This is a genomic window from Bradyrhizobium sp. McL0616 (assembly GCF_049993385.1).
Lineage (GTDB): Bacteria > Pseudomonadota > Alphaproteobacteria > Rhizobiales > Xanthobacteraceae > Bradyrhizobium.
This window is the reverse complement of record NZ_CP188255.1, coordinates 6,326,262-6,350,533: the sequence shown is the minus strand read 5'-3', so window position 1 is coordinate 6,350,533 and position 24,272 is coordinate 6,326,262. Positions and strand designations below refer to the sequence as shown.

The window sequence follows — 24,272 nt, the reverse complement described above, 5'->3', positions numbered from 1 at the left end:
ATGTTGTCCATCAGCGCCCTGCGGCGTAGCCCTGCATGCCGCGTGGATTGGCGGCGGCCCGACGGCGCACCCCGACGCGCGAGGCCGCGGTGAGGCGGCCTTCCGACCAGTCGGGACCGACCTCGACGATATGCCCGCGCTCGCGGAGGTTCTCGATCGTCGCCTTCGGCACACGGTTTTCGACCACGAGCACGCCGGGGCGCGCAGTACGCGGCCAGAACGAGATCGGGAAATGCTCGGAGTGCCAGGCCGGCGCGTCGATCGCCTCCTGGAGATTGAGATTGCAATGGACGTGGCGCAGGAAGAACTGCGTGATCCACTGGTCCTGCTGGTCGCCGCCCGGCGAGCCCCAGGCGAGATAGGGCTCGCCGTCGCGTAGCGCCATGGTCGGTGACAGCGTTGTCCGTGGGCGCTTGCCCGGTGCGAGTGAGCTCGGTTGGTTCTCCTCCAACTCGAACATTTGCGCGCGGCTGCCGAGGCAGAAACCCAACTCGGGTATGACAGGCGAGGATTGCAGCCAGCCCCCCGACGGCGTGGAGGACACCATATTGCCGGCCTTGTCGATGATGTCGAAATGTACGGTGTCGCCGCGCACCTCACCGAAGCGACCCACGGTCGGCTCGCCGGCGCCGAGCGCACCCACGGCTTCGCGTTGACCTTCTGCACGGCGCAGCTTGACCACGCCGCCAAAGCCCTCGACGGAGCCGGGTCGAAGGTCGAGCGAGGCTTTCTCAGTAACGAGCTTGCGGCGCTCGTCGTTATAAGCATCCGACAGCAGCGTCCCGATCGGGATCTCGCTGAACTTTGGATCGCCGTAGAATTTTTCGCGGTCGGCGAAGGCGAGTTTTGCGCATTCGATCTGGAGATGGATGAACTCGGGTCCGGTCGGGTCGAGCCCGTCGAGCGCAAAGCCCTTCAGCAATGCAAGCTGCTGCAGCGTCACCGGACCCTGGCTCCAGACGCCGGCCTTGCAGACGGTGTAACGGCCATAATCATAGGTGAGCGGCGCCTCTACCGTCGGCTGCCAGCGCGCCATGTCGTCGGCGGAGAGCACGCCGCGATGCGGGGAACCGCTGACGTCCATCACTTCCTGGGTTCGGCAGAACTTGTCGATGGCTTCTGCAACAAAGCCCTTCGACCACGATTTCCGCGCACGCTCGATCTCGGCGTCGCGGCCACCGCCGCCGCTCTCGGCTTCGTTCAGGATCCGGGTGTAGGTGGTGGCCAGTGTCTTGTTGGTGAAGAGCGTGCCGGGCCTCGGCACCTCGCCGTTCGGAAGATAGACCGCAGCCGAGGTCGGCCAGTGCTTGCGGAACAGTTGCTCCACGGTCTGGATTGTGGCGCAGGCGCGCTCGACCAGCGGATAGCCATCGCGGGCATAGGAGATCGCGGGCTCCAGCACGTCGCGCACGCGCATCGTGCCGTAATCGCGTAGCAGCATCATCCATGATTCGAAGGTGCCGGGGACGCAGGCCGCGAGCAGGCCGGTGCCGGGCACCATGTCGAGGCCTTCGCTCTTGTAATGCGCGATGGTGGCGCGCGCCGGCGCCGGGCCCTGGCCGCAAATCACCTCGGTGCGGCCGCGCTTCACGTCATGGACGATGATCGGGACGTCGCCGCCGGGGCCGTTCAGATGCGGCTCGACCACCTGGAGCGTGAAGGCGGTGGCGACACCGGCGTCGAAGGCATTGCCGCCCTTTTCCAGAACGGCCATGCCGACGGCGGTTGCGATCCAGTGCGTGGTGGCGACGACGCCGAAGGTGCCTTCGATTTCGGGGCGCGTCGTGAAGGGATCGGGATTGACGTTGCTGGCCATGGACTTCGCTACCTTATTTGTCGCGCGCGCAATTGATCACAGGCGATGCCGCGCCGCCAATGCGCAGGCCGCATGGCACGCGCGCGTCACGCCGGGACCGGTGCGGTGTTAACTGCGTGGCAGGCGACGCCGTCGATCAGGCTCGGTGCTTCCTTGCGGCAGAGATCGAACGCCCGCGGGCAGCGCGGATTGAAGGCGCAGCCGGGTGGCGGGTTGATCGGGTTTGGGATCTCGCCTTTCACAGGGATGCGCTGGCGACCGCTCATGGCGAGATCTGGCACGGCGCCTAGCAGCATCTTGGTGTAGGGCATGCGCGGATGGGCGAACAGCTCGCGTCCTTCCGCGATCTCGACAATGCGGCCGAGATACATCACGCCGACACGGCTCGCCATGTGGCGGACCACGGCGAGGTTGTGACTGATGAACATGTAGGTCAGGCCGAACTTGTCCTGGAGGTCGCGCATCAGATTAAGGATCTGCGCCTGCACGGAGACGTCGAGCGCCGAGGTCGGTTCGTCGCAGACGATGAATTCGGCGTCGGAGGCAAGCGCCCGCGCGATCGCGATGCGCTGGCGCTGGCCGCCGGAGAATTCATGCGGAAACTTCAACCGGTCGTCGGGATGCAGGCCGACGAGGCTGAGCAGTTCGCCGACGCGGGCCTGGATGTCGCGCTCGCCCTGGATCAGGTCGAAAGCGCGGATCGGCTCGGAGATGATGGCGTCCACGCGGAAGTGCGGGTTCAGGCTCGCATAGGGATCCTGGAAGATCATCTGAATGCGGCGGCGTAGTTTTCGGCGAGCAGGCGCCTGCCGCGGGTCGGTCATCGAGACGCCGTCGATCGATACGCTGCCCGAGCTCGGTGGCAGCAGGCCGACGACCATCCGCGCCACCGTGGTCTTGCCCGAACCGGACTCACCGACCAGAGCAAAAGTTTCGCCCTTCCTGATGTCGAAGGTGACGCTGTCTACCGCCTTGAGGTATTCGAGCTGCCCGCCTTCGAGCACACGGTTGAGCCATGGCTTCGAGACGTCGAAGACACGGCGCAGGTTCTTGGCTTCGACGAAGGGGGCGCTCATGCCGCGCTCTCCGCCGGCACGCTGTCATAGAGATGGCAGGCCACCGATTGCGCGCCGCGAGGCAAAGGCTCCGGACGGTCGACCCGGCAGCGATCGAACGCTGAGGCGCAGCGCGGATTGAACGAGCAGCCGCGCGGAATCGCCGACAGCCGCGGCATTGAGCCCGGAATCTGCACCAGCCGCTTGTCGTCGCCAGCAAGCGTGGGGATCGCGCCCATCAGACCCTTGGCGTAGGGGTGCAACGGGTTCTTCACGACGTCCTGCACCGGTCCGATCTCGGCGATGCGGCCGGCATACATCACCGCGACGCGGTCGGAGGTCTCGGCGATCACGCCCATGTCGTGGGTCACGAGCATCACCGCGGTGCCGTGGTCACGGCCGAGGCGCTTGATCAGCGAAATGATCTGCGCCTGCACGGAGACGTCGAGCGCGGTTGTCGGCTCGTCCGCGATGATCAGCTCCGGCTCGGCGCAGATCGCGAGCGCTATCACGACGCGTTGGCGCATGCCGCCGGAGAACTCATGGGGATAGCCGTCGATGCGCTTTTCCGGCGCGGGAATGCCGACCTCGGCGAGCAGGTCGATGGCGCGGCGGCGCGCGGCCGTCTCAGACAGGTTAAGGTGGGTCCTGATCGTCTCAACGATCTGGTCGCCGATCTTGTACAGTGGATTGAGTGAGGTGAGGGGATCCTGGAAGATCATGCCGATGCGTTTTCCGCGGACGCGGCGCATCTCCTCCGGCGGCAGATTGTCGATGCGCATGCCGGACAGGCGGATCTCGCCGCCGGAAATACGGCCAGGCGGATCGATCAGGCCGATCACCGCAAGCCCGGTGACGGATTTGCCGGCGCCGGATTCGCCGACCACGCCGAGCACCTCGCCCTTGGCGATGTCGAAGGAGACGCCGTCGATCGCGCGCAGCGTGCCGCGGCGGGAGGCGAATTCGACCTGGAGATTACGGACGGAAAGGACTGGTTCGGTCATGAGCGGGACGCTCTCATTGAAGTTTTGCTCATCGGAGCTTGGGATTGAGCGCGTCGCGCAACCAGTCGCCGAGCAGGTTGATCGACAAAATCAATGCCGCGAGTGCGATCCCGGGGAAGGCGACGATCCACCATTCGCCCGCGAACAAATAGTTGTTGCCGATACGAATAAGCGTGCCGAGCGACGGCATGGTTTCGGGCATGCCCGAGCCGAGGAAGGACAGCGTCGCCTCGGTGATGATGGCGAGCGCGAGATTGATGGTCGCGATGACGAGGATCGGTCCCATCGTGTTCGGCAGCACGTGGCGCAGCATGATCACGGGGGCGGGCAGGCCGATCAATTGCGCTGCGGCGACATAGTCCTTGTTCTTCTCGACCATCACCGAGCCGCGCACCGTGCGGGCATATTGCACCCAGAAGCTCAGCCCGATCGCGAAGACGAGAACGCCAAGCATGCTCATCTCGTCGAGCTTGTTGCCGAAAATCGATTTGGCGATGCCGTTGATCAGGAGCGCGATCAGGATCGCCGGAAAAGAAAGCTGCACATCGGCGATTCGCATGATCAGCCCGTCCACGGCACCGCCGAAATAGCCGGCCGTCAGCCCGAGCATGATGCCGATCGCGCCGGAGAAGACGACGCCGAGCACGCCGACGAGGAGCGAGATGCGCATGCCGTACAAGATCGCGGACAGCACGTCGCGGCCCTGCTCGTCGGTGCCGAGCAGGAACGGGCTCTGGCCGTCGGCGGTCCATAGCGGCGAGATGCGCGAATTCATCAACTGGAGCTGCGCCGGGTCAAAGGGATTTTGGACCGACAGCACGGAAGCAAAGATCGCCAGCAAGAAAAACAGCAGCGTCACCGCCGCTGCGATCATGGTGATTTTGGAACGGCGGAACGAATAGAACAGGTCGCTGTCGAGCGCGCGTTTGAACCAGCCCGATGCGGCGGCGCGCGCGCCGCGTTCTTCGACCTTGTGCGGGACGACTGCTTCGCTCATTTCAGTGCGCCCGGCTGACCGTCGAGCGCAGCCGCGGATCGACGATGGTGTAGAGGATATCAACCACGAGATTGATGGTGACGAAGATCAGGGACACCATCATCAAATAGGCGGCCATGATCGGAATATCGACATTCTGCACGGCCTGGACGAACAGCAGTCCCATTCCCGGCCATTGGAATACGGTCTCGGTGATGATTGCGAAAGCAATTACCGAGCCAAATTGCAGGCCGGCCACGGTGATGACGGGAATCAGCGTGTTGCGCAGCGCGTGACCGAAATGGATGGCGCGGGTGGTGAGGCCACGGGCGCGGGCAAAGCGGATGTAGTCGGTGCGCATGACTTCGAGCATCTCGGTGCGGACAAGGCGCATGATCAGCGTCATCTGGAACAGGCCGAGGGTGATTGAGGGCAAGATCAGCGCTTTCAACCCTGACCACGTCAGGAGCCCGGTCGTCCACCAGCCGATATGCACGACGTCGCCGCGGCCGAACGAGGGCAGCCAGCCGAGCGTGACCGAGAACAGGTAGATCAGGAGAATGCCAATCAGGAAGGTCGGCAGCGAGATGCCGATCAGCGAGACGGCCTGGAAGACATGCGCGAGCCAGCTGTCACGACGCAGCGCGCAATAGACGCCCATCAGGATGCCGCTGACCATGGAAAAGATGGTTGCAACGATGGCAAGCTCCAGCGTCGCCGGCATTCGCTCCATCAGCAGGTTGGTGACCGGCAGGCGAAACTGGTAGGATACGCCGAACTTGAACTGCGCAGCGTTGCCGATGTAGCGGCCGAACTGCACGATCACGGGATCGTCGAGGCCGAGCGACTTGCGGATCGCGGCGCGTTCGGCGCCCGAAGTATCCATCCCGACCATCTGGTTCACGGGATCGCCGGCGAAGCGAAACATCGAGAACGAGATGATTCCGACGGCGATCATGACACCGATGGCCTGGATGGCCCGGCGCAGTGTGAAAGCGAGCATCTGTTCCTTTCACATCTCTTCAGGGGCGCGCATCATCGCGTTAGCCCGAAACAGTAAGTCCCGGAAGCCGAGGCTTCCGGGACTTCACAACTTGTCGACACCTACTCGTCCTGCTTGGTCGCCCAATAGAGCAGGACCTGATTGTCCGCGCGCTGAGTCAGTTTCACCTTCTTCGACACGCCCCAGGCGAGCGCTTGCTGATGCAGCGGAACATAGGCCCAGTCCTTGATCGAGACGTCCCAGGCCTGCTTGATCAGCTGATCGCGCTTGGCCGGATCGGATTCCACGAGGACCTTGTCGGCGAGTTCGTCGAACTGCTTGTTGCAATAGCCGGCGAGATTGGCCTCGCCGCGGTTCGGATCTTTGGGATCGTCCCGGCAGCCCATGATGTCGTGCAGCACGTTATGGGCGTCGAGTGTATCCGGGGTCCAGCCCAGCATGAACAGCGAAGTCTTGTAGCCACCGGGCTTCAGCACCTTGGCGAAATACAGAGCCTTGGGTTGCGCCAGCAACTCCACCTTGATGCCGATGCGGGCGAGCATTCCGACGACGGCCTGACAGATCGCGGCGTCATTGACGTAACGATCGTTGGGGCAGTCCATCGTGACTTCGAAACCCTCGGCATAGCCGGCGTCCGCCAGGAGCTTCTTGGCGGCGTCGGGATCGAACTTCGGCCGGGCGAAGTCCTTCGACAGCGAATAGAGTTCGGGCGCAACCATTAGTGCGGACGGCGTGGAGAGGCCGCGCATGACGCGGTTCTTGATCAGGTCGATGTCGATCGCCCGATAGACGGCTTCACGGACGCGAGCGTCCTTGAACGGATTCTTGCCCTTGACATTGGAATACAAGAGTTCGTCACGCGCCTGATCCATGCCGACGAATATGGTGCGGAGTTCAGGTCCCGTCAGCACTGTGGCGTTGGGGCTGGCATTGACGCGCTGAATGTCCTGCACGGGAACAGGCTCGATCACGTCGACCTCACCCGACAGCAGCGCCGCGACACGCGTCGCCGGGGATGCGATCGGCGTGAAGATGATCTCCTTCAGATTATGTTCCGGCTTGCGCCACCAGTTCGGATTGGCCTTGAAGACGGTCTTCACACCCGGCTGATGGCTCTCGATCATGAAGGGGCCGGTGCCGTTTTCATGGAGAGCGGCGTAGCTCGGGGTCGTGGCGGCTGCCGGCGTCGGCGCCACCGCATCGTTCGCCTCTGCCCATTTCTTGTCCATGATGTACCAGGTCGCCCACAGCGCCGTCAGGATGGGATTGGGCGAGGTCAGGACGAAATCGACGGTGTAATCGTCGATCTTGACCGCCTTGGCGTCGGCGGGAACGCGGCTCTGGAAATTCGAGCCTTTCGCCCGCACGCGCTCGGCCGAGAACACGACGTCATCGGCGGTGAAGGGGTCGCCATTGTGGAATTTCACGTCCTTGCGCAGGTGAAAGCGCCAACGTGTCGGCTCCGGTGTCTCCCAGCTCTCGGCAAGTCCCGGGATGATCTTCAGGTCCTTGTCGCGGGCGACCAAGCCCTCATAGACATGACCGAGATGCGCGCTGGTGGTCGACTCGTTCAGTGTGTAGGGGTCGAGCGACTTCAGCTCACCCTGGTTGGCGTAGCGCAGCGTCTGGCTCGACGCCGGCGAGACCGCCAACGCAAGCATACCGGCGAGCGTTGCCGCAAACAGACTTCGTCCGACTGACATTCTTGACCCTCTCCACTCTGCCGCGCCGTGATTTTTTGATTGTTCGGCTGGCTGATCGATCCATGTTGCCCAGAGTTCTCGACCCGTGCAAGCGCCATTCCAGCAAGGAACGCGCCAAGTTGCACCGCTGTGCAGCAATGCTGACCGACAATTTGGGGACGAGGGGCGCGCGGGCGGCATTCGACGTTCGATCTGCCGGACAGGAGCGGAAATTGCCCCCGCCGGCCGTCCGGCGAGCGCGTTCGTGGTGGGCGATTTGATTGACCATATCCGCCGATTGCAGGAGCCGGCGTCCGGCCGTCCGTCTCAGGTCGCTTGCGTCGTACACCATGTCGCGGCGATACTGCGTCTTGCCGCTCGAATCTCATCTGGAGGGGACATGAAAGTTAACATCGAAATCGACTGCACCCCCCTTGAGGCCCGCCAGTTCATCGGATTGCCTGACGTGGTGCCGATGCAGACGGCGGTGATGGACAAGCTCCAGCAACAGATGCTGAGCAACATCGACAAGGTCTCTCCGGAATCGCTGATCCAGAGCTGGTTCACCTTCGATCCCAAGATCGCGGAGCGGTTTCAGGACATGTTCGTCACCATGGCCGGCCTCGGCAGCCCGCGCAGCGGCGACAAGAAGAAGTAAATGTCGGCCGCGCGGGACGAAGCGCAAGGCTCGGGCCGGCTTCGTCCGCCGGCGCTTGGTCTCCTGCTCGCCGAAGCGCGCAGCCTGTTCGAATTCAACGCCAGCCTCTTGCTGTCGCCGGTGCTGATGCGGGCGCCCCGGGGCGACGGCCATCCCGTGCTTGCGCTGCCGGGCTTCCTCGCCAGCGATCTGTCGATGGCGCCGATGCGGCGCTATCTCGGCGCGCTCGGCTATGAGGCACATGCCTGGCGGATGGGCCGCAATCTTGGCGGCCTGTCGCGGATGCGGGAAGCCTTGCGCGCCCGCCTCGCCGAAATCCATGCCGCGAGCGGACGCAAGGTCAGCCTGGTCGGATGGAGCCTCGGCGGCGTCTATGCCCGCGATCTCGCGCTCCAGGCACCGGAGATGGTCCGCAATGTCGTCACGCTCGGCAGCCCTTTTGCCAACGATGTGCGGGCCACCAATGCGACGGTGCTCTACGAGATGATGTCCGGCGAGCGTGTCGAGGATTTTGCCGAGCTACGTGCCGCGATCGCCGGCGATCTTCCGGTCCCCGCCACGTCGATCTATTCGCGCACCGACGGCATCGTGAACTGGCGAACCTGCCTGTTGAGCCCGTCAGATCGCGCCGAAAACATCGAGGTGCACCTGGCGAGCCATATCGGGCTCGGGGTGAACCCCGCTGCGTTGTGGGCCGTGGCGGATCGCCTGGCACAACCGGAAGGGGAGTTCTGGCCATTTGACCGGGCAGGGCCGTTTGCCATTGCATATGCCCCGCCGGAACGGGCAATATCGACCTGACGAGAAGCGCCGGCAAAGGCGCCCGTCAAGACTCTCGGGAGGGAACTATGGCTGACGGTAAGAAGCTGTCGTCGCTGGACGCGTCGTTTCTCTATCTGGAAACGCCGGAAATGCCGATGCATGTCGGCAGCATGGCGATCTTTCGCCTGCCCGACGACTACAAGGGCGACTTCTTCGAAGACTTCAAGGCGATGATCGTCTCGCGCCTGCACATCGCGCCGATCCTCAAGGCACGCCTGGAGAAGGCGCCGCTCGACATCGACCATCCCTCCTGGGTCGAGGACGACCAGTTCGACATCGACCGTCACATCTTCCGCGCCAGCCTGCCGGCGCCGCGCGACCGCGCGACGCTCGAGCGCATCGTCGGCTGGATGCATGCGAAGCTCCTGAACCGCGCCCGCCCGCTCTGGGAGTTCTATGTCTTCGAGGGCATGAAGGACAATGAGGTCGGGCTCTATTCCAAGATGCACCATGCCGCCATCGACGGCGGCGCCGGTGCTGCGCTGACCAACATGATCTACGACATCTCGCCGGTCCCGCGGAAGGTCGATCCGCCGGCAGCAGGCACGAGGCCGGGACAGGAACCGCGCGATATCGCCGCGACCCTGCTGGATTCCTATCAGCAGCTCTTCACCCAGCCGCTCGATGCTTCGGCAGCCGCGAAGAATCTGCAACTGCCGCGCACCGGCAAGAGCGACATCGGCTCGATCCTGTTCGACAATGCGATGTACCAGATCGAGAGCGCGGTACGCTTTGCCGGCAATATCCCGACCATGGTCAAGAGCGTCTCCGACGTGCTTGGCAAGATCTCCGATCCCAAGTCGCGCGAGAGTCTTGCCAGCATGGTGTCGCCGCCGACCATGCTCAACAAGTCGATTTCGTCCGAACGCAGCTTTGCCGGCGTGTCGATTTCGCTGTCGCGGTCCAAGGCGCTGGCCAAGCAGGCCGGCGGCAAGCTCAACGACGTGGTGCTGGCGCTCGCCTCGGGCGTGGTCCGGCGCTACCTGAAGCAGTACGGCACGCTGCCGGCCAAATCGCTGACCGCCGCCGTGCCGATCTCGCTGCGCGAGGAGGGCAACACCGAGGCCAACAACCAGGTGTTCGGCATGATCTGCTCGATCGCGACCAACGTCGATGATCCCAAGGCGCGGCTCGAAGCCATCATCGCGCAGTCGACCAAGTCCAAGGAGATGTCGCATCCCCTGCGCGCACTGATGCCGCAGGTGTCCAACATCTCGATGCTGGGTGCGCCGATCATCGTGCAGATCATGGCGCTGCTCTACAGCCGCTCCGACCTGTCGGACGTGCTGCCGCCGGCCGCGAACATCACGGTCTCCAACGTGCCGGGGCCGCGGCAGACGCTCTATGCCGCCGGCGCGGAGCTGCTGCACATCTTCCCGGTGTCGATCTCGACGCACGGTCAGGCGCTCAACATCACCGTGCAGAGCTATCGCGATCAGCTCGATTTCGGCTTCATCGTCGGCGCCAACATCATTCCGCACGTGCAGGTGATGTGCGACATGCTGCCGGAGGAGTTTGCCGCATTGGAGGCGGCCTATATGCCGCCGGCGGCCGACATCAAGGGCGCCGCTGAGTAGGAATTTGGTGATGATTGAAATGCCGCCGCTTAAGTTCGCGCAGACGAACGGAATCCGTATGGGCTATTACGAGGCGGGCCCGGTCACGGACGCTCCGCCGATCGTTCTGTGTCACGGCTGGCCTGAGCTCGCCTTCTCCTGGCGCCACCAGATCAAGGCGCTCAGCGAAGCCGGCATCCGGGTGATCGCACCGGACCAGCGCGGCTATGGCGCGACCGACCGGCCCGAGCCGGTCGAAGCGTACGACATGGAGAACTTGACCTCCGATCTCGTCGGGCTGCTCGATCATCTCGGGATCGACAAGGCGATCTTCGTCGGCCACGACTGGGGTGGCTTTGTCGTCTGGCAGATGCCGCTGCGGCATCCCGCGCGCGTCGCCGGCGTCGTCGGGGTCAACACGCCGCATTGGGACCGCGCGCCGATGGATCCGGTCGCGCTGTTCCGCCAGCGCTTCGGCGACCAGATGTATATCGTCCAGTTCCAGGATCCCGCGCGCGAGCCCGACAGGATTTTTGGCAGCCGCGTCGAGCAGACGTTTGACGCCTTCATGCGCAAGCCGCTCGCCCGGCCGGAGGCGAAGCCGACTGAGCCGCCGGTTGCGGGCGTCGGCGCCTCGTCGAAGACGAACCTGGCGTTTCCACAGATGGTCGCGGCCTATGACGCGAAACACGATCCGCGCACGCCGATCCTGTCGGCCGACGAGAAGAAAATGTTCGTCGACACGTTTACGAAGACTGGTTTCACCGGCGGCATCAACTGGTACCGCAATTTCACCCGCAATTGGGAGCGGTCGAAGGGCCTGGACCACCGCATCCACGTGCCGGCGCTGATGATCATGGCGGAGAACGACGCGGTGCTGCCGCCGTCGGCGGCCGACGGCATGGAGAAGCTCATACCTGATCTGGAGAAGTATCTGGTGAAGGACAGCGGCCATTGGACGCAGCAGGAGAAGCCGGAAGAGGTCAGCGCCAAGCTGATCGAATGGCGTAGAAGGCGGTTTGGCTAATTCGTCATTGCGAGCGAAGCGAAGCAATCCAGGATCTTTCCGCGGTGCCGGTCTGGATTGCTTCGTCGCACAAGCGCAAAATTGCTTCGCAATTTTGTCGCGGGCTCCTCGCAATGACGAGGGTTACTGAGGGGGATACGTACGTCAATGTCATCCAAGAACCGACTGGACCCGATTCCGCAGCCGCCAACCAAGCCGGTGGTCGGCAACATGCTGTCGCTGGATTCGGCCGCACCGGTGCAGCACCTGACGCGGCTCGCCAAGGAGCTCGGTCCGATCTTTTGGCTCGACATGATGGGATCGCCGATTGTCGTCGTCTCCGGCCACGATCTCGTCGACGAGCTTTCCGACGAGAAGCGTTTCGACAAGGCCGTGCGCGGGGCGTTGCGGCGTGTGCGCGCGGTCGGCGGCGACGGTCTGTTCACGGCCGACACCAAGGAGCCGAACTGGAGCAAGGCGCACAACATTTTGCTCCAGCCCTTCGGCAACCGCGCCATGCAGTCCTACCACCCGAGCATGGTCGACATCGCCGAGCAGCTCGTCCGGAAGTGGGAAAGGCTCAATGCCGACGACGAGATCGACGTCGTCCACGACATGACCGCGCTGACGCTGGATACGATCGGCCTTTGCGGTTTCGACTACCGCTTCAACTCGTTCTACCGCCGCGACTACCATCCTTTCGTCGAGTCGCTGGTGCGCTCGCTCGAAACCATCATGATGACCCGCGGCCTGCCGTTCGAGCAGCTCTGGATGCAGAAGCGGCGCAAGACGATGGGTGAAGACGTCGACTTCATGAACAAGATGGTCGACGAGATCATCGCCGAGCGCCGCAAGAGCGCAGACGCCGTCGACGACAAGAAGGACATGCTCGCCGCGATGATGACCGGCGTCGACCGCTCGACCGGCTCGCAGCTCGACGACGTCAACATCCGCTACCAGATCAACACCTTCTTGATCGCGGGCCACGAGACCACCAGCGGCCTGTTGTCCTGCACGCTCTATGCGCTATTGAAGCATCCCGACATTCTGAAAAAGGCCTATGACGAGGTCGATCGCGTCTTCGGTCCCGACGTCAATGCAAAGCCGACTTATCAGCAGGTCACGCAGCTCAGCTACATCACGCAGATCCTGAAAGAGGCGCTGCGGCTGTGGCCGCCGGCGCCGGCCTACGGCATCTCGCCGCTGAAGGACGAGACCCTCGGTGGCGGCAAGTACAAGCTCAGGAAGGGCATCTTCACCACGATCCTGGTGACGGCGCTGCATCGCGACCCCAGCGTCTGGGGACCAAACCCGGACGCTTTTGACCCGGAGAATTTCAGCAAGGAAGCCGAGGCAAAGCGGCCGGTCAATGCGTGGAAGCCATTCGGCAACGGCCAGCGCGCCTGTATCGGCCGCGGCTTCGCGATGCACGAGGCCGCGCTCGCGCTTGGCATGATCCTCCAGCGCTTCAGGCTAGTCGACCATCAGCGCTATCAGATGCATCTGAAGGAAACGCTGACGATGAAGCCGGAGGGCTTCAAGATCAAGGTCCGGCCGCGGGCCGATCGCGAGCGCGGCGCCTATGGCGGGCCTGCGGCGGCAGCAACGATTGCCGGCACTACTGCGCCACGCGCCACGACGCGGCCCGGGCACAATACGCCGCTGCTCGTGCTCTACGGTTCCAATCTCGGCACGGCGGAAGAGCTCTCAACGCGAGTTGCAGATCTTGCTGAAGTCAACGGCTTTGCCACCAAGCTCGCGCCGCTCGACGACTATGCCGGAAAACTGCCGGAAGAGGGCGGCATCCTGATCTTCTGCGCCTCCTACAACGGCGCGCCGCCGGACAACGCCACGGAATTCGTCAAATGGCTGCATGGCGACGTGTCGAAGGATGCGCTGTCGAAGGTGCGCTATGCCGTGTTCGGCTGCGGTAATAGCGATTGGGCCGCGACCTATCAGTCCGTGCCGCGCTTCATCGACGAGCAGCTTGGCGCCCGTGGCGCGCGCAGTCTCTATGCGCGCGGCGAGGGGGACGCGCGGAGCGATCTCGACGGCCAGTTCGAAAAATGGTTCGCGGCCGCAGCACCTGCGGCCATGAAGGAATGGGGGCTTACGTCGGACTTCAACCGCAACGCCGACGACCAGCCGCTCTACAGGGTCGATCCGGTCGCGCCGGGCGCGGTGAACGCGATCGCGGCGCTCGGCGGCGCGGTCGCGATGAAAGTGCTGGTCAATGACGAGCTTCAGAACAAGGACGAGCCCAATCCATCCGAGCGCTCGACGCGGCACATCGAGGTGCAACTGCCGCAGGGCGTGAGCTACCGCGTCGGCGACCATCTCAGCGTGGTGCCGCGCAACGATCCGGCGCTGGTCGGCGCCGTCGCGCGCCGCTTCGGCTTCCTGCCGGCCGACCAGATCAGGTTGCAGGTCGCCGAGGGGCGCCGTGCGCAACTGCCTGTCGGCGACAGCGTTTCGGTCGGCCAGTTGCTGACAGATTTCGTCGAGCTCCAGCAAGTCGCGACGCGCAAGCAGATCCAGATCATGGCGGAGCATACGCGCTGCCCGGTAACCAAGCCGAAACTGTTGGCCTTCGTCGGTGACGATGCCGAGGCGAGCGAGCGCTACCGCGCCGAAATTCTGGCCAAGCGCAAATCGGTGTTCGATCTGCTCTCCGAACATCCGGCCTGCGAGCTGCCTTTCCACGCCTATCTGGAAATGCTGTCGCTGCTCGCGCCGCGCTATTACTCGATCTCGTCCTCGCCGTCGGTCGACCCGGCGCTGTGCAGCGTCACCGTCGGCGTGGTCGGCGGCCCGGCCGCATCCGGCCGTGGCCTCTACAAGGGCATCTGCTCCAACTATCTCAGCGACCGCCGTGGGGGTGATACGGTCTACGCGACCGTGCGTGAGACCAAGGCCGGCTTCCGCCTGCCGGACGATTCATCCGTGCCCATCATCATGATCGGGCCGGGCACCGGGCTCGCGCCGTTCCGCGGCTTCCTCCAGGAGCGCGCCGCGCGCAAGGCGAAGGGCGCGACGCTTGGTCCTGCGATGTTGTTCTTCGGCTGCCGCCATCCCGACCAGGACTATCTCTATGCGGATGAGTTGAAGGCGCTCGCCGCAAGCGGCATCACCGAGCTCTTCACCGCGTTCTCGCGCGCGGATGGACCCAAGACCTATGTGCAGCACCTTCTCGCCGCGCACAAGGACAAGGTCTGGCCCCTGATCGACCAGGGTGCGGTCGTCTATGTCTGCGGCGATGGCGGCAAGATGGAGCCCGACGTGAAGGCCGCGCTGGTCGCGATCCATCGCGAAAAGAGCGGCAGCGATGCGGCCGCGAGCGCGCGCTGGATCGAGGAGCTCGGCACGAAGAACCGCTATGTACTCGACGTCTGGGCGGGAGGGTGACCGCCGGCCCAATCGTGCTAAAGCTCTCGCATGATTCCCTGGGAAAAGATCGACACCGCAAAAATCCCCGGCTCCGACGAGGAGCTCCGCCTGATGCGGCGCGGCAAGGAGTTCTCCATCAAGCTCGGCACCAACGAGCTGATGAACAACCGCCTGTCGGGTTCGGAAGCCGCACTCGCGACGCTCGCGGCGAAGCAGATCGAGGCGGTCGCAAAACCCGTCGTTCTCATCGGCGGCCTCGGCATGGGTTTTACGTTGCGCGCCGCGCTTGCCGTGCTCGGGAGCAAGGCGAAGGTTGTGGTGTCCGAGCTCGTGCCGGCGGTCGTCGCCTGGGCGCGGGGCCCGATGGCGGAGGTCTTCGGCGACAGTCTCGATGATGTCAGGGTGAGCATCCGGGAAACCGACGTTGGCGAAATCATCCGGGCGAAGAGCTCGGCCTTTGACGCCATTCTCCTCGACGTCGACAATGGGCCGGAAGGACTGACCCGGAAAGGCAATGATGCGCTCTACAACGCGCGCGGGTTGAAGGCCGCGAAGACGGCGTTACGGCCGGGTGGTGTGCTCGCCGTCTGGTCGTCGGGACCCAACCCCGCATTCACCAAGCGCCTTGGAAGCGCCGGCTTTGACGTCAACGACGTCAACGTCCGCGCCACCGGCAGGGGCGGCGGCGCGCGCCATGTGATCTGGATCGCGAAGAAGAGCTAGGCCGCCTTCGCCGCCGCGCCATGCGCGTGCTTGTCGATCGCGTCGACGATGTCGGGCCAGAACCGTGCCGGCATGGCATGACCCATGCCCTCGATCATCAACAGCTTTGCGCCTGGAACCGAGGCCGCGGTGTCCTTACCGCCTTCAGGCCGCACCAGTGGATCGACGGTGCCATGGATCACCAGCGTCGGCGTCTTGACGCCGTGCAGCCGTTCCTTGCGGCTGCCTGAGGCCAGCACGGCGCGCAACTGCCGTCCGACACCCGCTGGATTGAGCCCGCGAGCAAAGACGCGTTCGGCGCGGCCGGGATCGAGCGCTTCTTCTTCCGGAAAGGAACCGGCGCGCAAGACCTTCCACGTTTCGCCGAAGCGGACGATGAACTCCTCCTTGCTGCGCGGCGGCGGTGCCATCAGCATGGCGGCGGCCTCCCGCGTCGGCGGCGGTACGCGCGGATTTCCTGTCGTCGACATGATCGAGGTCAGCGAGCGCACGCGCTGCGGAAACGATAGCGTCACCTCCTGCGCGATCATGCCGCCCATGGAGGCGCCGACCAGATGCGCGGACTTGATGCCGAGCGCATCCATCAGGCCGACCGTGTCCCTGGCCATGTCGATCAGCTTGTAGGTCGCGGCAACGGGGATCCTGAGAAAGCGCAGCTTCAACAGCTCGAGCGGTGTCAGCCGCTTGCCGCCGGCCAGATGGCTGGACTTGCCGATGTCGCGATTGTCGAAACGGATCACGCGAAAGCCGCGCGCGGCGAGTTGCTCGCAGAACCCATCGTCCCAGTGGATCATCTGCGCGCCGAGCCCCATGATCAGCAACAGCGGTTCCGCATTGTCGTTGCCGAAAATCTCGTAGCAAATGTCGATGCCGTTGGCGCGGACGATCTGGGGCGGCTGATGGGCGGAGGCGTTCACGGGTGCGTTCCCTCGACTTTTGATTGATGCTGTATCGCACGGTTTTCTCTTGCGAAGAAGCCGTGTGCGCTAGCCGGTTGACCGGCACCGCGCAACGGTGTGGTATGGCGGAAAAGAAGGGCACAAGCCCTCCACATTGGGAGGACGCTGATGACCGACAAGATCAACGACCCGGTCGCCTTGTGGCAGAAGATGGTTGGCGACATGGAGAAGGGTTTCAACTCCTTCGCCAACAAAGCCATGGAGACGCCCGAATTCTCGCAGGCGATGAACCGCGCCGGCGGCGTTGCTGCAGGTGCTCAGAAGCAGTTCGGTGATCTCATGGAGAAGTACCTGCTCTCCATGAATCTGCCGAGCCGCGAGCAGATGACTGGCATCGCCGAGCGGCTGCAAGCCATGGAAGGCCAGATTGGCGAGATCAAGTCGATGCTGAGCCAGATGTCGGCCAATTCGGGCGACGCGCAGATCGGTGTCGCGCCGCGGCCGCCACGCACAAAACGTCCGCCCTCCGAAGGCGGAGAGCAAAAGTGAACGCGGCGACGGGACTTGATTTCGCAGCAATCCCGGAGCGCATCCAGTCCGAGGTGCGGCGCGCCATTCAGCGCAGCATCAAGGGCGTCGAATATTTCTCGAGCTCCGGTCCCACGCTTGGATCGACGCCGAAGGACGTGCTGCATTCGCGCGGCACGATGAGCCTCTACCACTACCGGCCGATGTCGGACGAGATCTACCGCGTGCCGGTCCTGGTCGTGATGGCGACCACCAACCGCGGCTACATCCTCGATCTCGTGCCGGGCCAAAGCTTCATAGAGTTCCTGCTCAAGCGCGGCTACGACGTCTATATGCTCGACTGGAGCGCACCACGTCCCGAGGAAAAAAGCCTGCGGATGGAGGACTACGTTCTCGACTTCATCCCGGATTGCGTCCGTCGCGTGCAAGCTGATTCCGGCGAACAGGACATTTCCGTCATCGGCTATTGCTTCGGCGGCGTGCTGTCGCTGCTCTACGGCTCGATCTTCCCGGACGGGCCGATGAAGAATTTGATCTGCTTCACCACGCCGGTCGATTTCCGCGAGATGAAGCTGTTCTCCAATTTCTCCGACCGCCGCTATTTCGACGTCGATCGTCTCGTCGACAGCGTCGGCAACGTGCCGCCGGAGATGATCCTGTCGTCGTTCGAGATGTTGCGCCCGGCCTCGCGCGCGGTGAGCCAGATCCAGCTCTGGGAAAACATCTGGAACGACGAGTTCGTGAAGTCGTACCGGATGTTCGATCGCTGGGCCACCGACACGCTGCCGCTGGCCGGCGAGTACTTTCGCACCATCACCAAGGACTTGATGTGGGACAACAAGCTCTACAACGACACCATGTCGGTCGGCGGGCGGCCTGCGAAGCTCGAAAACATCAAGGTGCCATTCCTGCACGCGGTTGCCGAGCACGATCACATCGTGCCGTATGAGGCCGCGAAACATCTGATCGCGAAGATCGGATCCGCGGACAAGGAAGAGGTGATGCTCAAGGGCGGTCACGTCTCGCTGGTCGCGGGCGCCAACGCGGTGAAGCGGCTGTGGCCGAAACTGGATTCCTGGCTGGGGACAAGATCGACATGAGTGAACAGCGTGCCTATCCGCGTCGGGTCAAGACCGAGGCCGGCGACATCGAGATCCGCTTGATGTCGCCTGCGGACGAAGCTGCGGTGCTGGTCTTCGGCATGGGCTTGCCGACCCACGACCTGTTGTTCCTGCCGCGCAACATCAGCGAGCCAAAAGTGCTGTCCGCCTGGGTCAAGGAGATCGAGCGCGGCGCGATCACGAGCCTGCTCGCGGTGAGGGACGGCAAGGTCGTCGGCTGCGGCACGCTGGTACGCGACCCGCATTCCTGGTCGCCACATGTCGGCGAGATCCGCATGGTGGTCTCGCCTGAGGTCCGCGGGAAGGGGGTGGGAAAGGCGTTGTCGCAGGAGACCTTTGCGCTCACGCTCGGGGCGGGGCTGGAAAAGCTCTCCGTCCAGATGACAGTCGACCAGCAGGCGGCAATCGCGCTGTTCGAAAGCCTCGGCTTCAAGGCCGAGGCACTGCTGCGGGACCATGTCAGGGATGTCGGCGGCAAGACCCACGACATCGTGGTGCTCGGCCACAACATCGCGCAGGTCCAGGCCCAGATGGAGGCCTATGGGCTGCCGGGCGCGGTCCAGCATTAGGGTTGTCGCGGGAACCCGAATGGCGAGGGAGGCATCAATTGCCCTTTAATAAGGCTAATCACGTATTCGTGATATCGCGATGCAGCATGAATATTGCACCGCACAATTAACTGTGCCATATAAGCCGGGCCCCGGGCCACAACCGGACGGGGTGAGCCCATAGCTCAACCCAATGAGGATGGAGAGACCCCAATGACCACCGAAACCAACACCGCTTTCGAAGGCTTCAAGGACGCGTTCAAGAACATCCAGAATCTGGAAGTTCCCGAGGCCGCCCGCGAGTTCGTCAAGAAGTCCGCCAACACTGCCAAGGACCGCGCTGCCGAGGCTTTCGCCGGCTCCGAGCGGGTGACCGCCGCCGTCGAGAACGCCGTGTCCGAATCCGTCGCTGAGGCCGGCAAGATCAGCCGCAACATTCAGCAGGCGATCTATGAGGACGCCGAGGCGTTCCTCTCGGGCATCGACAAGCTCGCGTCGGCCAAGTCGTTCAGCGAAGCCGTCGAGATCCAGTCGGGCCTGCTCCGCGCCCGCGGCGAAGCGTTCGTCTCGCGCGCCAAGGCGACCACCGACTATCTCGGCAAGCTCGCCGCGAACGGTGCGAAGTCCGCTCAGGACAATTTTGCCAAGGTCTACACCAAGACCGCCTGATTGGCGCCTGAGTTGAAAAACTGAATTTTAAGGCCCGCTTCGGCGGGCCTTGTTTTTTGTGCTGCCGTCCTTGCTTCGCTTCGCTCGCAATGACGGGTACTGTGATGCAGTGATGACTCCATCAGGCACCTTCTCCTTCGACACTCCCGGCGATGCCGAACGCGCGGCTGAATTGCGCCGCGTGAAAGCGCTGGCGACGCTGGTGCTGGCGGCGACGCTCGCGCTGTTCGTTGTCGCGAAGTGGCTCTTGCCCGTGCATCCCGCGTTCGGCTTCATCGCAGCCTTCGCGGAAGCCGCGACCATCGGCGGGCTCGCGGATTGGTACGCGGTCGTCGCGCTGTTCAAGCGGCCGCTCGGCCTGCCGATCCCGCACACCGCGATCATCCAGAGCAACCAGGCCCGCATTGCCGACAAGCTCGGCGAATTCATCCAGGTGCATTTCCTCGAGGCAGGTCCGGTCGAGGCCAAGCTGAATGAGATCGACTTCGGTTCGTTTGTCGCCGACTGGCTGCGCGACCGCAAGCGAAGCGATGATCTGGCACGCTTTGCGCTGCGTCTGCTGCCGGAGGCGGTCTCCGCGACCGAGACCTCCGGCCTGATGACGTTCATCATCCGTCGCATGTCCTCGCAGCTCCAGGCGATCGACCTTGCGCCGCTCGCCGCAGGCACACTGCGCGGCTTTGTTGCGGAGGGGCGACACCAGATCCTGTTCGACGATCTCCTGCGCGTGATGCACGAGACACTGAATCAGAAGGAGACGATGGCGATCATCCGCGAGAAAGTGCGCGCGGAGCTGCCGACCCTGCTGCGGCTCTACCGCGCCGACAAATTCCTGGTGAACAAGATCGTGGCGTCCGCCACCGCCTTCTTCAACGAGGTACGCAGCGATCCCAAACATCCGTTCCGCGGCGAGTTCGACCGCATGGTGCTGACCTTCGTCGACCGGCTCGGCACCGACCGAGCCTATATCGATCGCATCGACGGATTGAAGCGCGACCTGCTGGCGCGCCCCGAGCTTGCCGATCTCGCCCGCACCGTCTGGGCCAACACGCGCTCCTTCATCGAGCGTAGTGCAAGCGGCGAGACGCAGGTGTTGCAGCATCATCTCGCCGGCATGTGCGTCGCCGCAGGTGAAGCGCTTGCCGGCGACGCCGAGCTGCGCGGCGAGATCAACAAGGGGCTGGTGACGGTACTGCGCAGTTTCGTCGCCGACCAGAAGAGCGGCGTCTCGACCTTCATCTCCGACCAGGTGAAATCGTGGAATATGGCGCAGCTGATTTCGCTGATCGAAATCAATATCGGCCGCGACCTGCAATACATCCGCTTCAACGGCTCGCTGATCGGCGGGCTCGCGGGCCTTGTGCTTTACTCCGTAGAACTCCTGCTCCGATTGTTGTGACTTTTGCGTCACGCCCGTTAGCATTAACGCGCCGGCCTATTGTAGCCCCGCGTCTCTCCGGCTTGAATGTCTGGAACCGGCCGCCTAGCTGATTCATGTTGCGCTGCGGAACGTTCAAGAAGCCGGCGTATTGGAATTCATGCCCATTTGCCGGCATTGCGCCCGGCACCTTCCCAAGGGATACATTGATGACCGCTACTGCCCAGACGCTGCGTCCGCCGTCCCGTACTCTGATGTTTCTGGAAGGGCGCGCGATCCACGAGTTCGGCGCCTTCCTCGGCGCGCTGCCGCTGTTGAGCCTCGCGCCGCGCGGCGACGGGCATCCGGTGCTGGTGCTGCCGGGCCTTGTGGCCTCCGACGCGTCCACGCGGGCGCTGCGCACGTTTCTGACCAGCAAGGGCTATGCTGTGAGCGGCTGGCGCCAGGGCCGCAATTATGGCCTGCGCTCGGGTGTGCAGCATGCGATGGTCGATCTGGTCCAGGAGCTCAACGACACCCATGGCCGCAAGATCAGCCTGGTCGGCTGGAGCCTCGGTGGCCTCTACGCACGCCAGCTCGCCAAGATGATGCCGGAGCGCGTGCGTCAGGTGATCACGCTCGGCAGCCCCTTTGCCGGTGATCCGCACTCGACCAATGCCTGGCGCGTCTATGAATGGGCGAGCGGACGGAAGTCCGACGAGGTCGATCCGCAGTTCGGCGGCGAACTCGCCGTGCCGCCGCCGATGCCGACCACCGCCATCTTCAGCCGCACCGACGGCGTCTGTGCCTGGCAGGGTTGCATGGAGAAGTCAGGGATGCAGACCGAGAGCATTGAGGTCGACAGCAGCCATTGCGGCATGGGCCACCACCCCGCCGCGGTCTATGCAGTCGCCGACCGCCTCGCGCAGAAGGAAGGCGCGTGGCAGCCTTTCGATCGTAGCGGCTGGCGCAGCCTGGTCTATCCCGACCCGCATCGGTAGTGCGGGTCCTTAACCGGGTACAGGATAGTCGCTTTGGGTGCTTGGGGAACCGGCGTTTTTGATAACGATACGGCGTGCGATTTCGCATTCACGGTTAGGGAGGGCCGTGGCATCGACATCCTCATCGAGGCAATCGATCGTGTGGCATTGATCGGAAATGGCTACGTTGAAACTCGGGACGCTGAGCAATGCCTTGCCGCCGCCGATATCATTGCGAGGTTGAGGGGGAGCCCCGGGGAGCAGACCGCGTATACGGCCGAGATAGACTCGTGGATTGCGAACTCGAAGGTTACAATTTCGGACGAGCTGGTAGAGACGGCCAAACGGTCGGTTGCCCGGATTCTCGTCGAACCTTCCGAGCTCCTCGAACTCTGGGGCGTGTCTCGAGATTTCGACGACTGGAAACGTCGTGTGGAAGAAGTGATTCGACGCCTCTAGACTGGCTGCCAAGCTGCCAAGGAAGCGAGATCCTGTTGATTGGATTGTTCGTCCAGCGCAAATCGCGCTATGCGTGAGGCATGGCGCATCCGCTCTCCCGCATCATCGACCAGCTCAAGCGTGAGCCGTCGCGCACCGGCTCCATCGTCATCACCGTGTTCGGCGACGCCATCGTGCCGCGCGGCGGATCGGTGTGGCTCGGTACCTTGCTCGCCTTCTTCGAGAGCCTCGACATCGAGAGCGGCGTCGTGCGCACCGCGATGTCGCGGCTTGCCGCGGACGGCTGGCTCTCGCGCGAAAAAGTCGGGCGCAACAGCTTCTATCGGCTGGCCGAGAAGGGGCGGCAGACATTCGAGGCCGCGACGCGCCACATCTACGATCCGCCGCCCTCGGATTGGACCGGCCGCTTCGAGCTGCTGCTGATCGGCAATGGCGAGGATCGCGACGCCTCGCGCGAGGCGCTGCGCAATGCCGGCTTCGGCAGCCCCTTGCCGGGCGTGTGGGTCGCGCCCTCGGGCGTGCCGGTGCCGGAGGAAGCGGCCGGCGCGATCCGCCTCGAGGTGTCGGCGGAGGATGACAGCGGGCGCCGCCTGCTCAGCGGGAGCTGGCCGCTGGACCGCACCGCGGATGCCTACCTCAAATTCATGAAGACCTTCGAGCCGCTGCGCGCCGCGATCGCGCGCGGCACGTCGCTCTCCGAGGCCGACGCCTTCACCGCGCGCATTCTCCTGATCCACTACTATCGCCGGGTTGTGCTGCGCGATCCGCTGCTGCCCGAGAGCCTGCTGCCGGCGGATTGGCCGGGCAGGGCCGCCCGCGCCCTCTGCGGCGAGATCTATCGCGCGTTGCTTGCGCAGTCCGAACAATGGCTTGATAGTCACGGAACCAATGAAAAGGGTGCGCTGCCGCCGGCGCGAAAGCTCCTGGAACGGCGGTTCGGCACCTGATCTTTTATGTTACAGAAATATCTTGCATGAACTATTTTCTGTTATATATTGCCTTCCAATAAAACGGGGAGGACGCGCATGTATACCCAGGCGCTCAATACGGCCGAGGCCGACGACCGCAATGTCGAGGATGCGACGCGGGCGGCAAAGTTCCAGGCGCGCATCGATGTCGAGGAGCGCATCGAGCCGAACGACTGGATGCCGGCGGCCTATCGCAAGACGCTCACCCGTCAGATCTCCCAGCACGCCCATTCCGAAATCGTCGGCATGCTGCCCGAAGGCAACTGGATCACCCGCGCGCCGAGCTTGCGCCGCAAGGCCGCGCTGCTGGCGAAGGTGCAGGATGAGTGCGGCCACGGCCTCTATCTCTATGCCGCGGCCGAGACGCTCGGCACGTCGCGCGAGGAGCTGGTCGATGCCATGCTCGCCGGCAAGGCCAAATACTCCTCCATCTTCAACTATCCGACGCTGACCTGGGCCGATATCGGCACCATCGGCTGGCTGGTTGATGGCGCTGCGATCATGAACCAGATCCCGCTGTGCCGCTGCTCCTATGGCCCTTATGCACGCGCGATGATCCGCGTCTGCAAGGAGGAGTCGTTCCACCAGCGCCAGGGCTACGAGATCATGCTGACGCTGTGCCGCGGCTCTGACGAGCAGAAGGCGATGGCGCAGGAAGCGCTAAACCGGTGGTGGTGGCCGGTGCTGATGATGTTCGGACCGCCCGATGCCACGAGCCAGCACAGCGACATCTCCACCAAGTGGAAGATCAAGCGCTTCTCCAATGACGAACTTCGCCAGAAGTTCGTCGATGCGACGGTGCCGCAGGCGCAATATCTCGGATTGACCATCCCCGATCCCGGCATGAACCAGGATGCCGACGGGCACTGGCGCTACAGCGAGATCGACTGGACCGAGTTTAAGCAGGTGCTTGCCGGCAACGGCCCGTGCAATCGCGACCGTATCGCTGCGCGTCGCAAGGCGCACGACGAGGGTGCCTGGGTGCGCGAGGCGGCTGCCGCTTATGCGGAGAAGCGCGCGCATCGTCAGACCGCGCAAGCCGCCGAATAGGGAGA

22 protein-coding genes are annotated in these 24,272 nt (G+C 63.8%); 15 read left to right on the top strand and 7 right to left on the bottom strand.

Going from position 1 to position 24,272, the window contains the following annotated elements; translation table 11 throughout:
* Positions 1-10 precede the first annotated feature (10 nt).
* The 6 genes from ACPPVR_RS30690 to ACPPVR_RS30665 form a co-directional block, all read right to left on the bottom strand.
* A complete protein-coding gene (locus ACPPVR_RS30690) occupies positions 11-1,816 on the bottom strand; it encodes a gamma-glutamyltransferase family protein (protein WP_426610288.1) in 1,806 nt (601 codons plus the stop codon).
* A gap of 86 nt (positions 1,817-1,902) precedes the next feature.
* Positions 1,903-2,892 carry an ABC transporter ATP-binding protein gene (locus ACPPVR_RS30685; protein WP_426610287.1) on the bottom strand — a complete coding sequence of 330 codons (990 nt, stop codon included), beginning with the start codon at positions 2,890-2,892 and terminating at the stop codon, positions 1,903-1,905.
* Positions 2,889-3,875 carry an ABC transporter ATP-binding protein gene (locus ACPPVR_RS30680; RefSeq protein WP_426610286.1) on the bottom strand — a complete coding sequence of 329 codons (987 nt, stop codon included), beginning with the start codon at positions 3,873-3,875 and terminating at the stop codon, positions 2,889-2,891. Before ACPPVR_RS30680 ends, ACPPVR_RS30685 begins: the two co-directional genes overlap by 4 nt.
* A gap of 28 nt (positions 3,876-3,903) precedes the next feature.
* Positions 3,904-4,872 carry an ABC transporter permease gene (locus ACPPVR_RS30675; RefSeq protein ID WP_426610285.1) on the bottom strand — a complete coding sequence of 323 codons (969 nt, stop codon included), beginning with the start codon at positions 4,870-4,872 and terminating at the stop codon, positions 3,904-3,906.
* Position 4,873: 1 nt separating this feature from the next.
* Complete coding sequence (locus ACPPVR_RS30670) at positions 4,874-5,854, bottom strand: ABC transporter permease (RefSeq protein ID WP_426610284.1); 981 nt, start codon at positions 5,852-5,854, stop codon at positions 4,874-4,876.
* 101 nt (positions 5,855-5,955) lie between these two features.
* Positions 5,956-7,557 (bottom strand): ABC transporter substrate-binding protein, encoded by a 1,602-nt coding sequence (locus tag ACPPVR_RS30665; RefSeq protein WP_426610283.1) that lies wholly within the window; start codon positions 7,555-7,557, stop codon positions 5,956-5,958.
* Between the two features lie 379 nt (positions 7,558-7,936).
* On the opposite strand from ACPPVR_RS30665, the gene ACPPVR_RS30660 reads away from it, so the two are divergent.
* The 6 genes from ACPPVR_RS30660 to ACPPVR_RS30635 all read left to right on the top strand — a co-directional run bounded on the left by ACPPVR_RS30660 (position 7,937) and on the right by ACPPVR_RS30635 (position 15,688).
* Positions 7,937-8,194 (top strand): DUF6489 family protein, encoded by a 258-nt coding sequence (locus ACPPVR_RS30660; protein ID WP_426610282.1) that lies wholly within the window; start codon positions 7,937-7,939, stop codon positions 8,192-8,194.
* Complete coding sequence (locus ACPPVR_RS30655) at positions 8,195-8,995, top strand: esterase/lipase family protein (protein ID WP_426610281.1); 801 nt, start codon at positions 8,195-8,197, stop codon at positions 8,993-8,995.
* Between the two features lie 47 nt (positions 8,996-9,042).
* On the top strand, positions 9,043-10,593 hold the full coding sequence (locus ACPPVR_RS30650; protein WP_426610280.1) for a wax ester/triacylglycerol synthase family O-acyltransferase: 1,551 nt from the start codon (positions 9,043-9,045) through the stop codon (positions 10,591-10,593).
* A gap of 10 nt (positions 10,594-10,603) precedes the next feature.
* Positions 10,604-11,599 carry an alpha/beta fold hydrolase gene (locus tag ACPPVR_RS30645; protein WP_426610279.1) on the top strand — a complete coding sequence of 332 codons (996 nt, stop codon included), beginning with the start codon at positions 10,604-10,606 and terminating at the stop codon, positions 11,597-11,599.
* A gap of 147 nt (positions 11,600-11,746) precedes the next feature.
* Entirely contained in the window at positions 11,747-14,983 is a 3,237-nt protein-coding gene (locus ACPPVR_RS30640; RefSeq protein ID WP_426610278.1) for a bifunctional cytochrome P450/NADPH--P450 reductase, read from the top strand.
* A gap of 30 nt (positions 14,984-15,013) precedes the next feature.
* A complete protein-coding gene (locus ACPPVR_RS30635; RefSeq protein ID WP_426610277.1) occupies positions 15,014-15,688 on the top strand; it encodes a spermidine synthase in 675 nt (224 codons plus the stop codon).
* On the opposite strand, the gene ACPPVR_RS30630 is transcribed toward ACPPVR_RS30635, so the two are convergent.
* Complete coding sequence (locus tag ACPPVR_RS30630; protein WP_426610276.1) at positions 15,685-16,605, bottom strand: alpha/beta fold hydrolase; 921 nt, start codon at positions 16,603-16,605, stop codon at positions 15,685-15,687. The two genes, ACPPVR_RS30635 and ACPPVR_RS30630, sit on opposite strands and share 4 nt — an antisense overlap.
* 150 nt (positions 16,606-16,755) lie before the next feature.
* On the opposite strand from ACPPVR_RS30630, the gene ACPPVR_RS30625 reads away from it, so the two are divergent.
* From ACPPVR_RS30625 to paaA, 9 genes are all read left to right on the top strand, one after another.
* Positions 16,756-17,136, top strand: a complete 381-nt coding sequence (locus ACPPVR_RS30625; RefSeq protein ID WP_426610275.1) for a hypothetical protein — start codon at positions 16,756-16,758, stop codon at positions 17,134-17,136.
* Complete coding sequence (locus tag ACPPVR_RS30620; RefSeq protein WP_426610274.1) at positions 17,133-18,215, top strand: alpha/beta fold hydrolase; 1,083 nt, start codon at positions 17,133-17,135, stop codon at positions 18,213-18,215. Before ACPPVR_RS30625 ends, ACPPVR_RS30620 begins: the two co-directional genes overlap by 4 nt.
* Positions 18,212-18,805: an N-acetyltransferase family protein gene (locus ACPPVR_RS30615; protein WP_426610273.1), complete on the top strand. Its 594-nt coding sequence runs from the start codon at positions 18,212-18,214 to the stop codon at positions 18,803-18,805. The genes ACPPVR_RS30620 and ACPPVR_RS30615 overlap by 4 nt, the downstream gene beginning before the upstream one ends.
* 192 nt (positions 18,806-18,997) lie before the next feature.
* Positions 18,998-19,453, top strand: a complete 456-nt coding sequence (locus ACPPVR_RS30610) for a phasin (RefSeq protein WP_426610272.1) — start codon at positions 18,998-19,000, stop codon at positions 19,451-19,453.
* A gap of 112 nt (positions 19,454-19,565) precedes the next feature.
* The gene (locus tag ACPPVR_RS30605; protein ID WP_426610271.1) at positions 19,566-20,852 is read left to right on the top strand and encodes a DUF445 domain-containing protein; all 1,287 of its coding nucleotides are present in this window, start codon (positions 19,566-19,568) and stop codon (positions 20,850-20,852) included.
* Positions 20,853-21,040: 188 nt separating this feature from the next.
* A complete protein-coding gene (locus ACPPVR_RS30600; protein ID WP_426610270.1) occupies positions 21,041-21,811 on the top strand; it encodes an esterase/lipase family protein in 771 nt (256 codons plus the stop codon).
* A gap of 33 nt (positions 21,812-21,844) precedes the next feature.
* On the top strand, positions 21,845-22,249 hold the full coding sequence (locus ACPPVR_RS30595) for a DUF4259 domain-containing protein (RefSeq protein WP_426610269.1): 405 nt from the start codon (positions 21,845-21,847) through the stop codon (positions 22,247-22,249).
* Between the two features lie 80 nt (positions 22,250-22,329).
* Entirely contained in the window at positions 22,330-23,196 is an 867-nt protein-coding gene (gene paaX / locus ACPPVR_RS30590) for a phenylacetic acid degradation operon negative regulatory protein PaaX (RefSeq protein WP_426610268.1), read from the top strand.
* Between the two features lie 78 nt (positions 23,197-23,274).
* A complete protein-coding gene (paaA, locus tag ACPPVR_RS30585) occupies positions 23,275-24,267 on the top strand; it encodes a 1,2-phenylacetyl-CoA epoxidase subunit PaaA (protein WP_426610267.1) in 993 nt (330 codons plus the stop codon).
* Positions 24,268-24,272: the final 5 nt, after the last annotated feature.

Excerpts from the sequence above, each read along its gene's own strand:
- ACPPVR_RS30625 (WP_426610275.1), top strand. The coding sequence starts at position 16,756 with ATGACCGACAAGATCAACGACCCGGTCGCCTTGTGGCAGAAGATGGTT.
- ACPPVR_RS30675 (WP_426610285.1), bottom strand. The coding sequence starts at position 4,872 with ATGAGCGAAGCAGTCGTCCCGCACAAGGTCGAAGAACGCGGCGCGCGC.
- ACPPVR_RS30690 (WP_426610288.1), bottom strand. The coding sequence starts at position 1,816 with ATGGCCAGCAACGTCAATCCCGATCCCTTCACGACGCGCCCCGAAATC.
- ACPPVR_RS30665 (WP_426610283.1), bottom strand. The coding sequence starts at position 7,557 with ATGTCAGTCGGACGAAGTCTGTTTGCGGCAACGCTCGCCGGTATGCTT.
- ACPPVR_RS30645 (WP_426610279.1), top strand. The coding sequence starts at position 10,604 with ATGATTGAAATGCCGCCGCTTAAGTTCGCGCAGACGAACGGAATCCGT.
- ACPPVR_RS30660 (WP_426610282.1), top strand. The coding sequence starts at position 7,937 with ATGAAAGTTAACATCGAAATCGACTGCACCCCCCTTGAGGCCCGCCAG.
- paaA (WP_426610267.1), top strand. The coding sequence starts at position 23,275 with ATGTATACCCAGGCGCTCAATACGGCCGAGGCCGACGACCGCAATGTC.
- ACPPVR_RS30655 (WP_426610281.1), top strand. The coding sequence starts at position 8,195 with ATGTCGGCCGCGCGGGACGAAGCGCAAGGCTCGGGCCGGCTTCGTCCG.
- ACPPVR_RS30685 (WP_426610287.1), bottom strand. The coding sequence starts at position 2,892 with ATGAGCGCCCCCTTCGTCGAAGCCAAGAACCTGCGCCGTGTCTTCGAC.
- ACPPVR_RS30615 (WP_426610273.1), top strand. The coding sequence starts at position 18,212 with ATGAGTGAACAGCGTGCCTATCCGCGTCGGGTCAAGACCGAGGCCGGC.
- ACPPVR_RS30605 (WP_426610271.1), top strand. The coding sequence starts at position 19,566 with ATGACTCCATCAGGCACCTTCTCCTTCGACACTCCCGGCGATGCCGAA.
- ACPPVR_RS30600 (WP_426610270.1), top strand. The coding sequence starts at position 21,041 with ATGACCGCTACTGCCCAGACGCTGCGTCCGCCGTCCCGTACTCTGATG.
- ACPPVR_RS30640 (WP_426610278.1), top strand. The coding sequence starts at position 11,747 with ATGTCATCCAAGAACCGACTGGACCCGATTCCGCAGCCGCCAACCAAG.
- paaX (WP_426610268.1), top strand. The coding sequence starts at position 22,330 with ATGGCGCATCCGCTCTCCCGCATCATCGACCAGCTCAAGCGTGAGCCG.
- ACPPVR_RS30670 (WP_426610284.1), bottom strand. The coding sequence starts at position 5,854 with ATGCTCGCTTTCACACTGCGCCGGGCCATCCAGGCCATCGGTGTCATG.
- ACPPVR_RS30610 (WP_426610272.1), top strand. The coding sequence starts at position 18,998 with ATGACCACCGAAACCAACACCGCTTTCGAAGGCTTCAAGGACGCGTTC.
- ACPPVR_RS30650 (WP_426610280.1), top strand. The coding sequence starts at position 9,043 with ATGGCTGACGGTAAGAAGCTGTCGTCGCTGGACGCGTCGTTTCTCTAT.
- ACPPVR_RS30680 (WP_426610286.1), bottom strand. The coding sequence starts at position 3,875 with ATGACCGAACCAGTCCTTTCCGTCCGTAATCTCCAGGTCGAATTCGCC.
- ACPPVR_RS30635 (WP_426610277.1), top strand. The coding sequence starts at position 15,014 with ATGATTCCCTGGGAAAAGATCGACACCGCAAAAATCCCCGGCTCCGAC.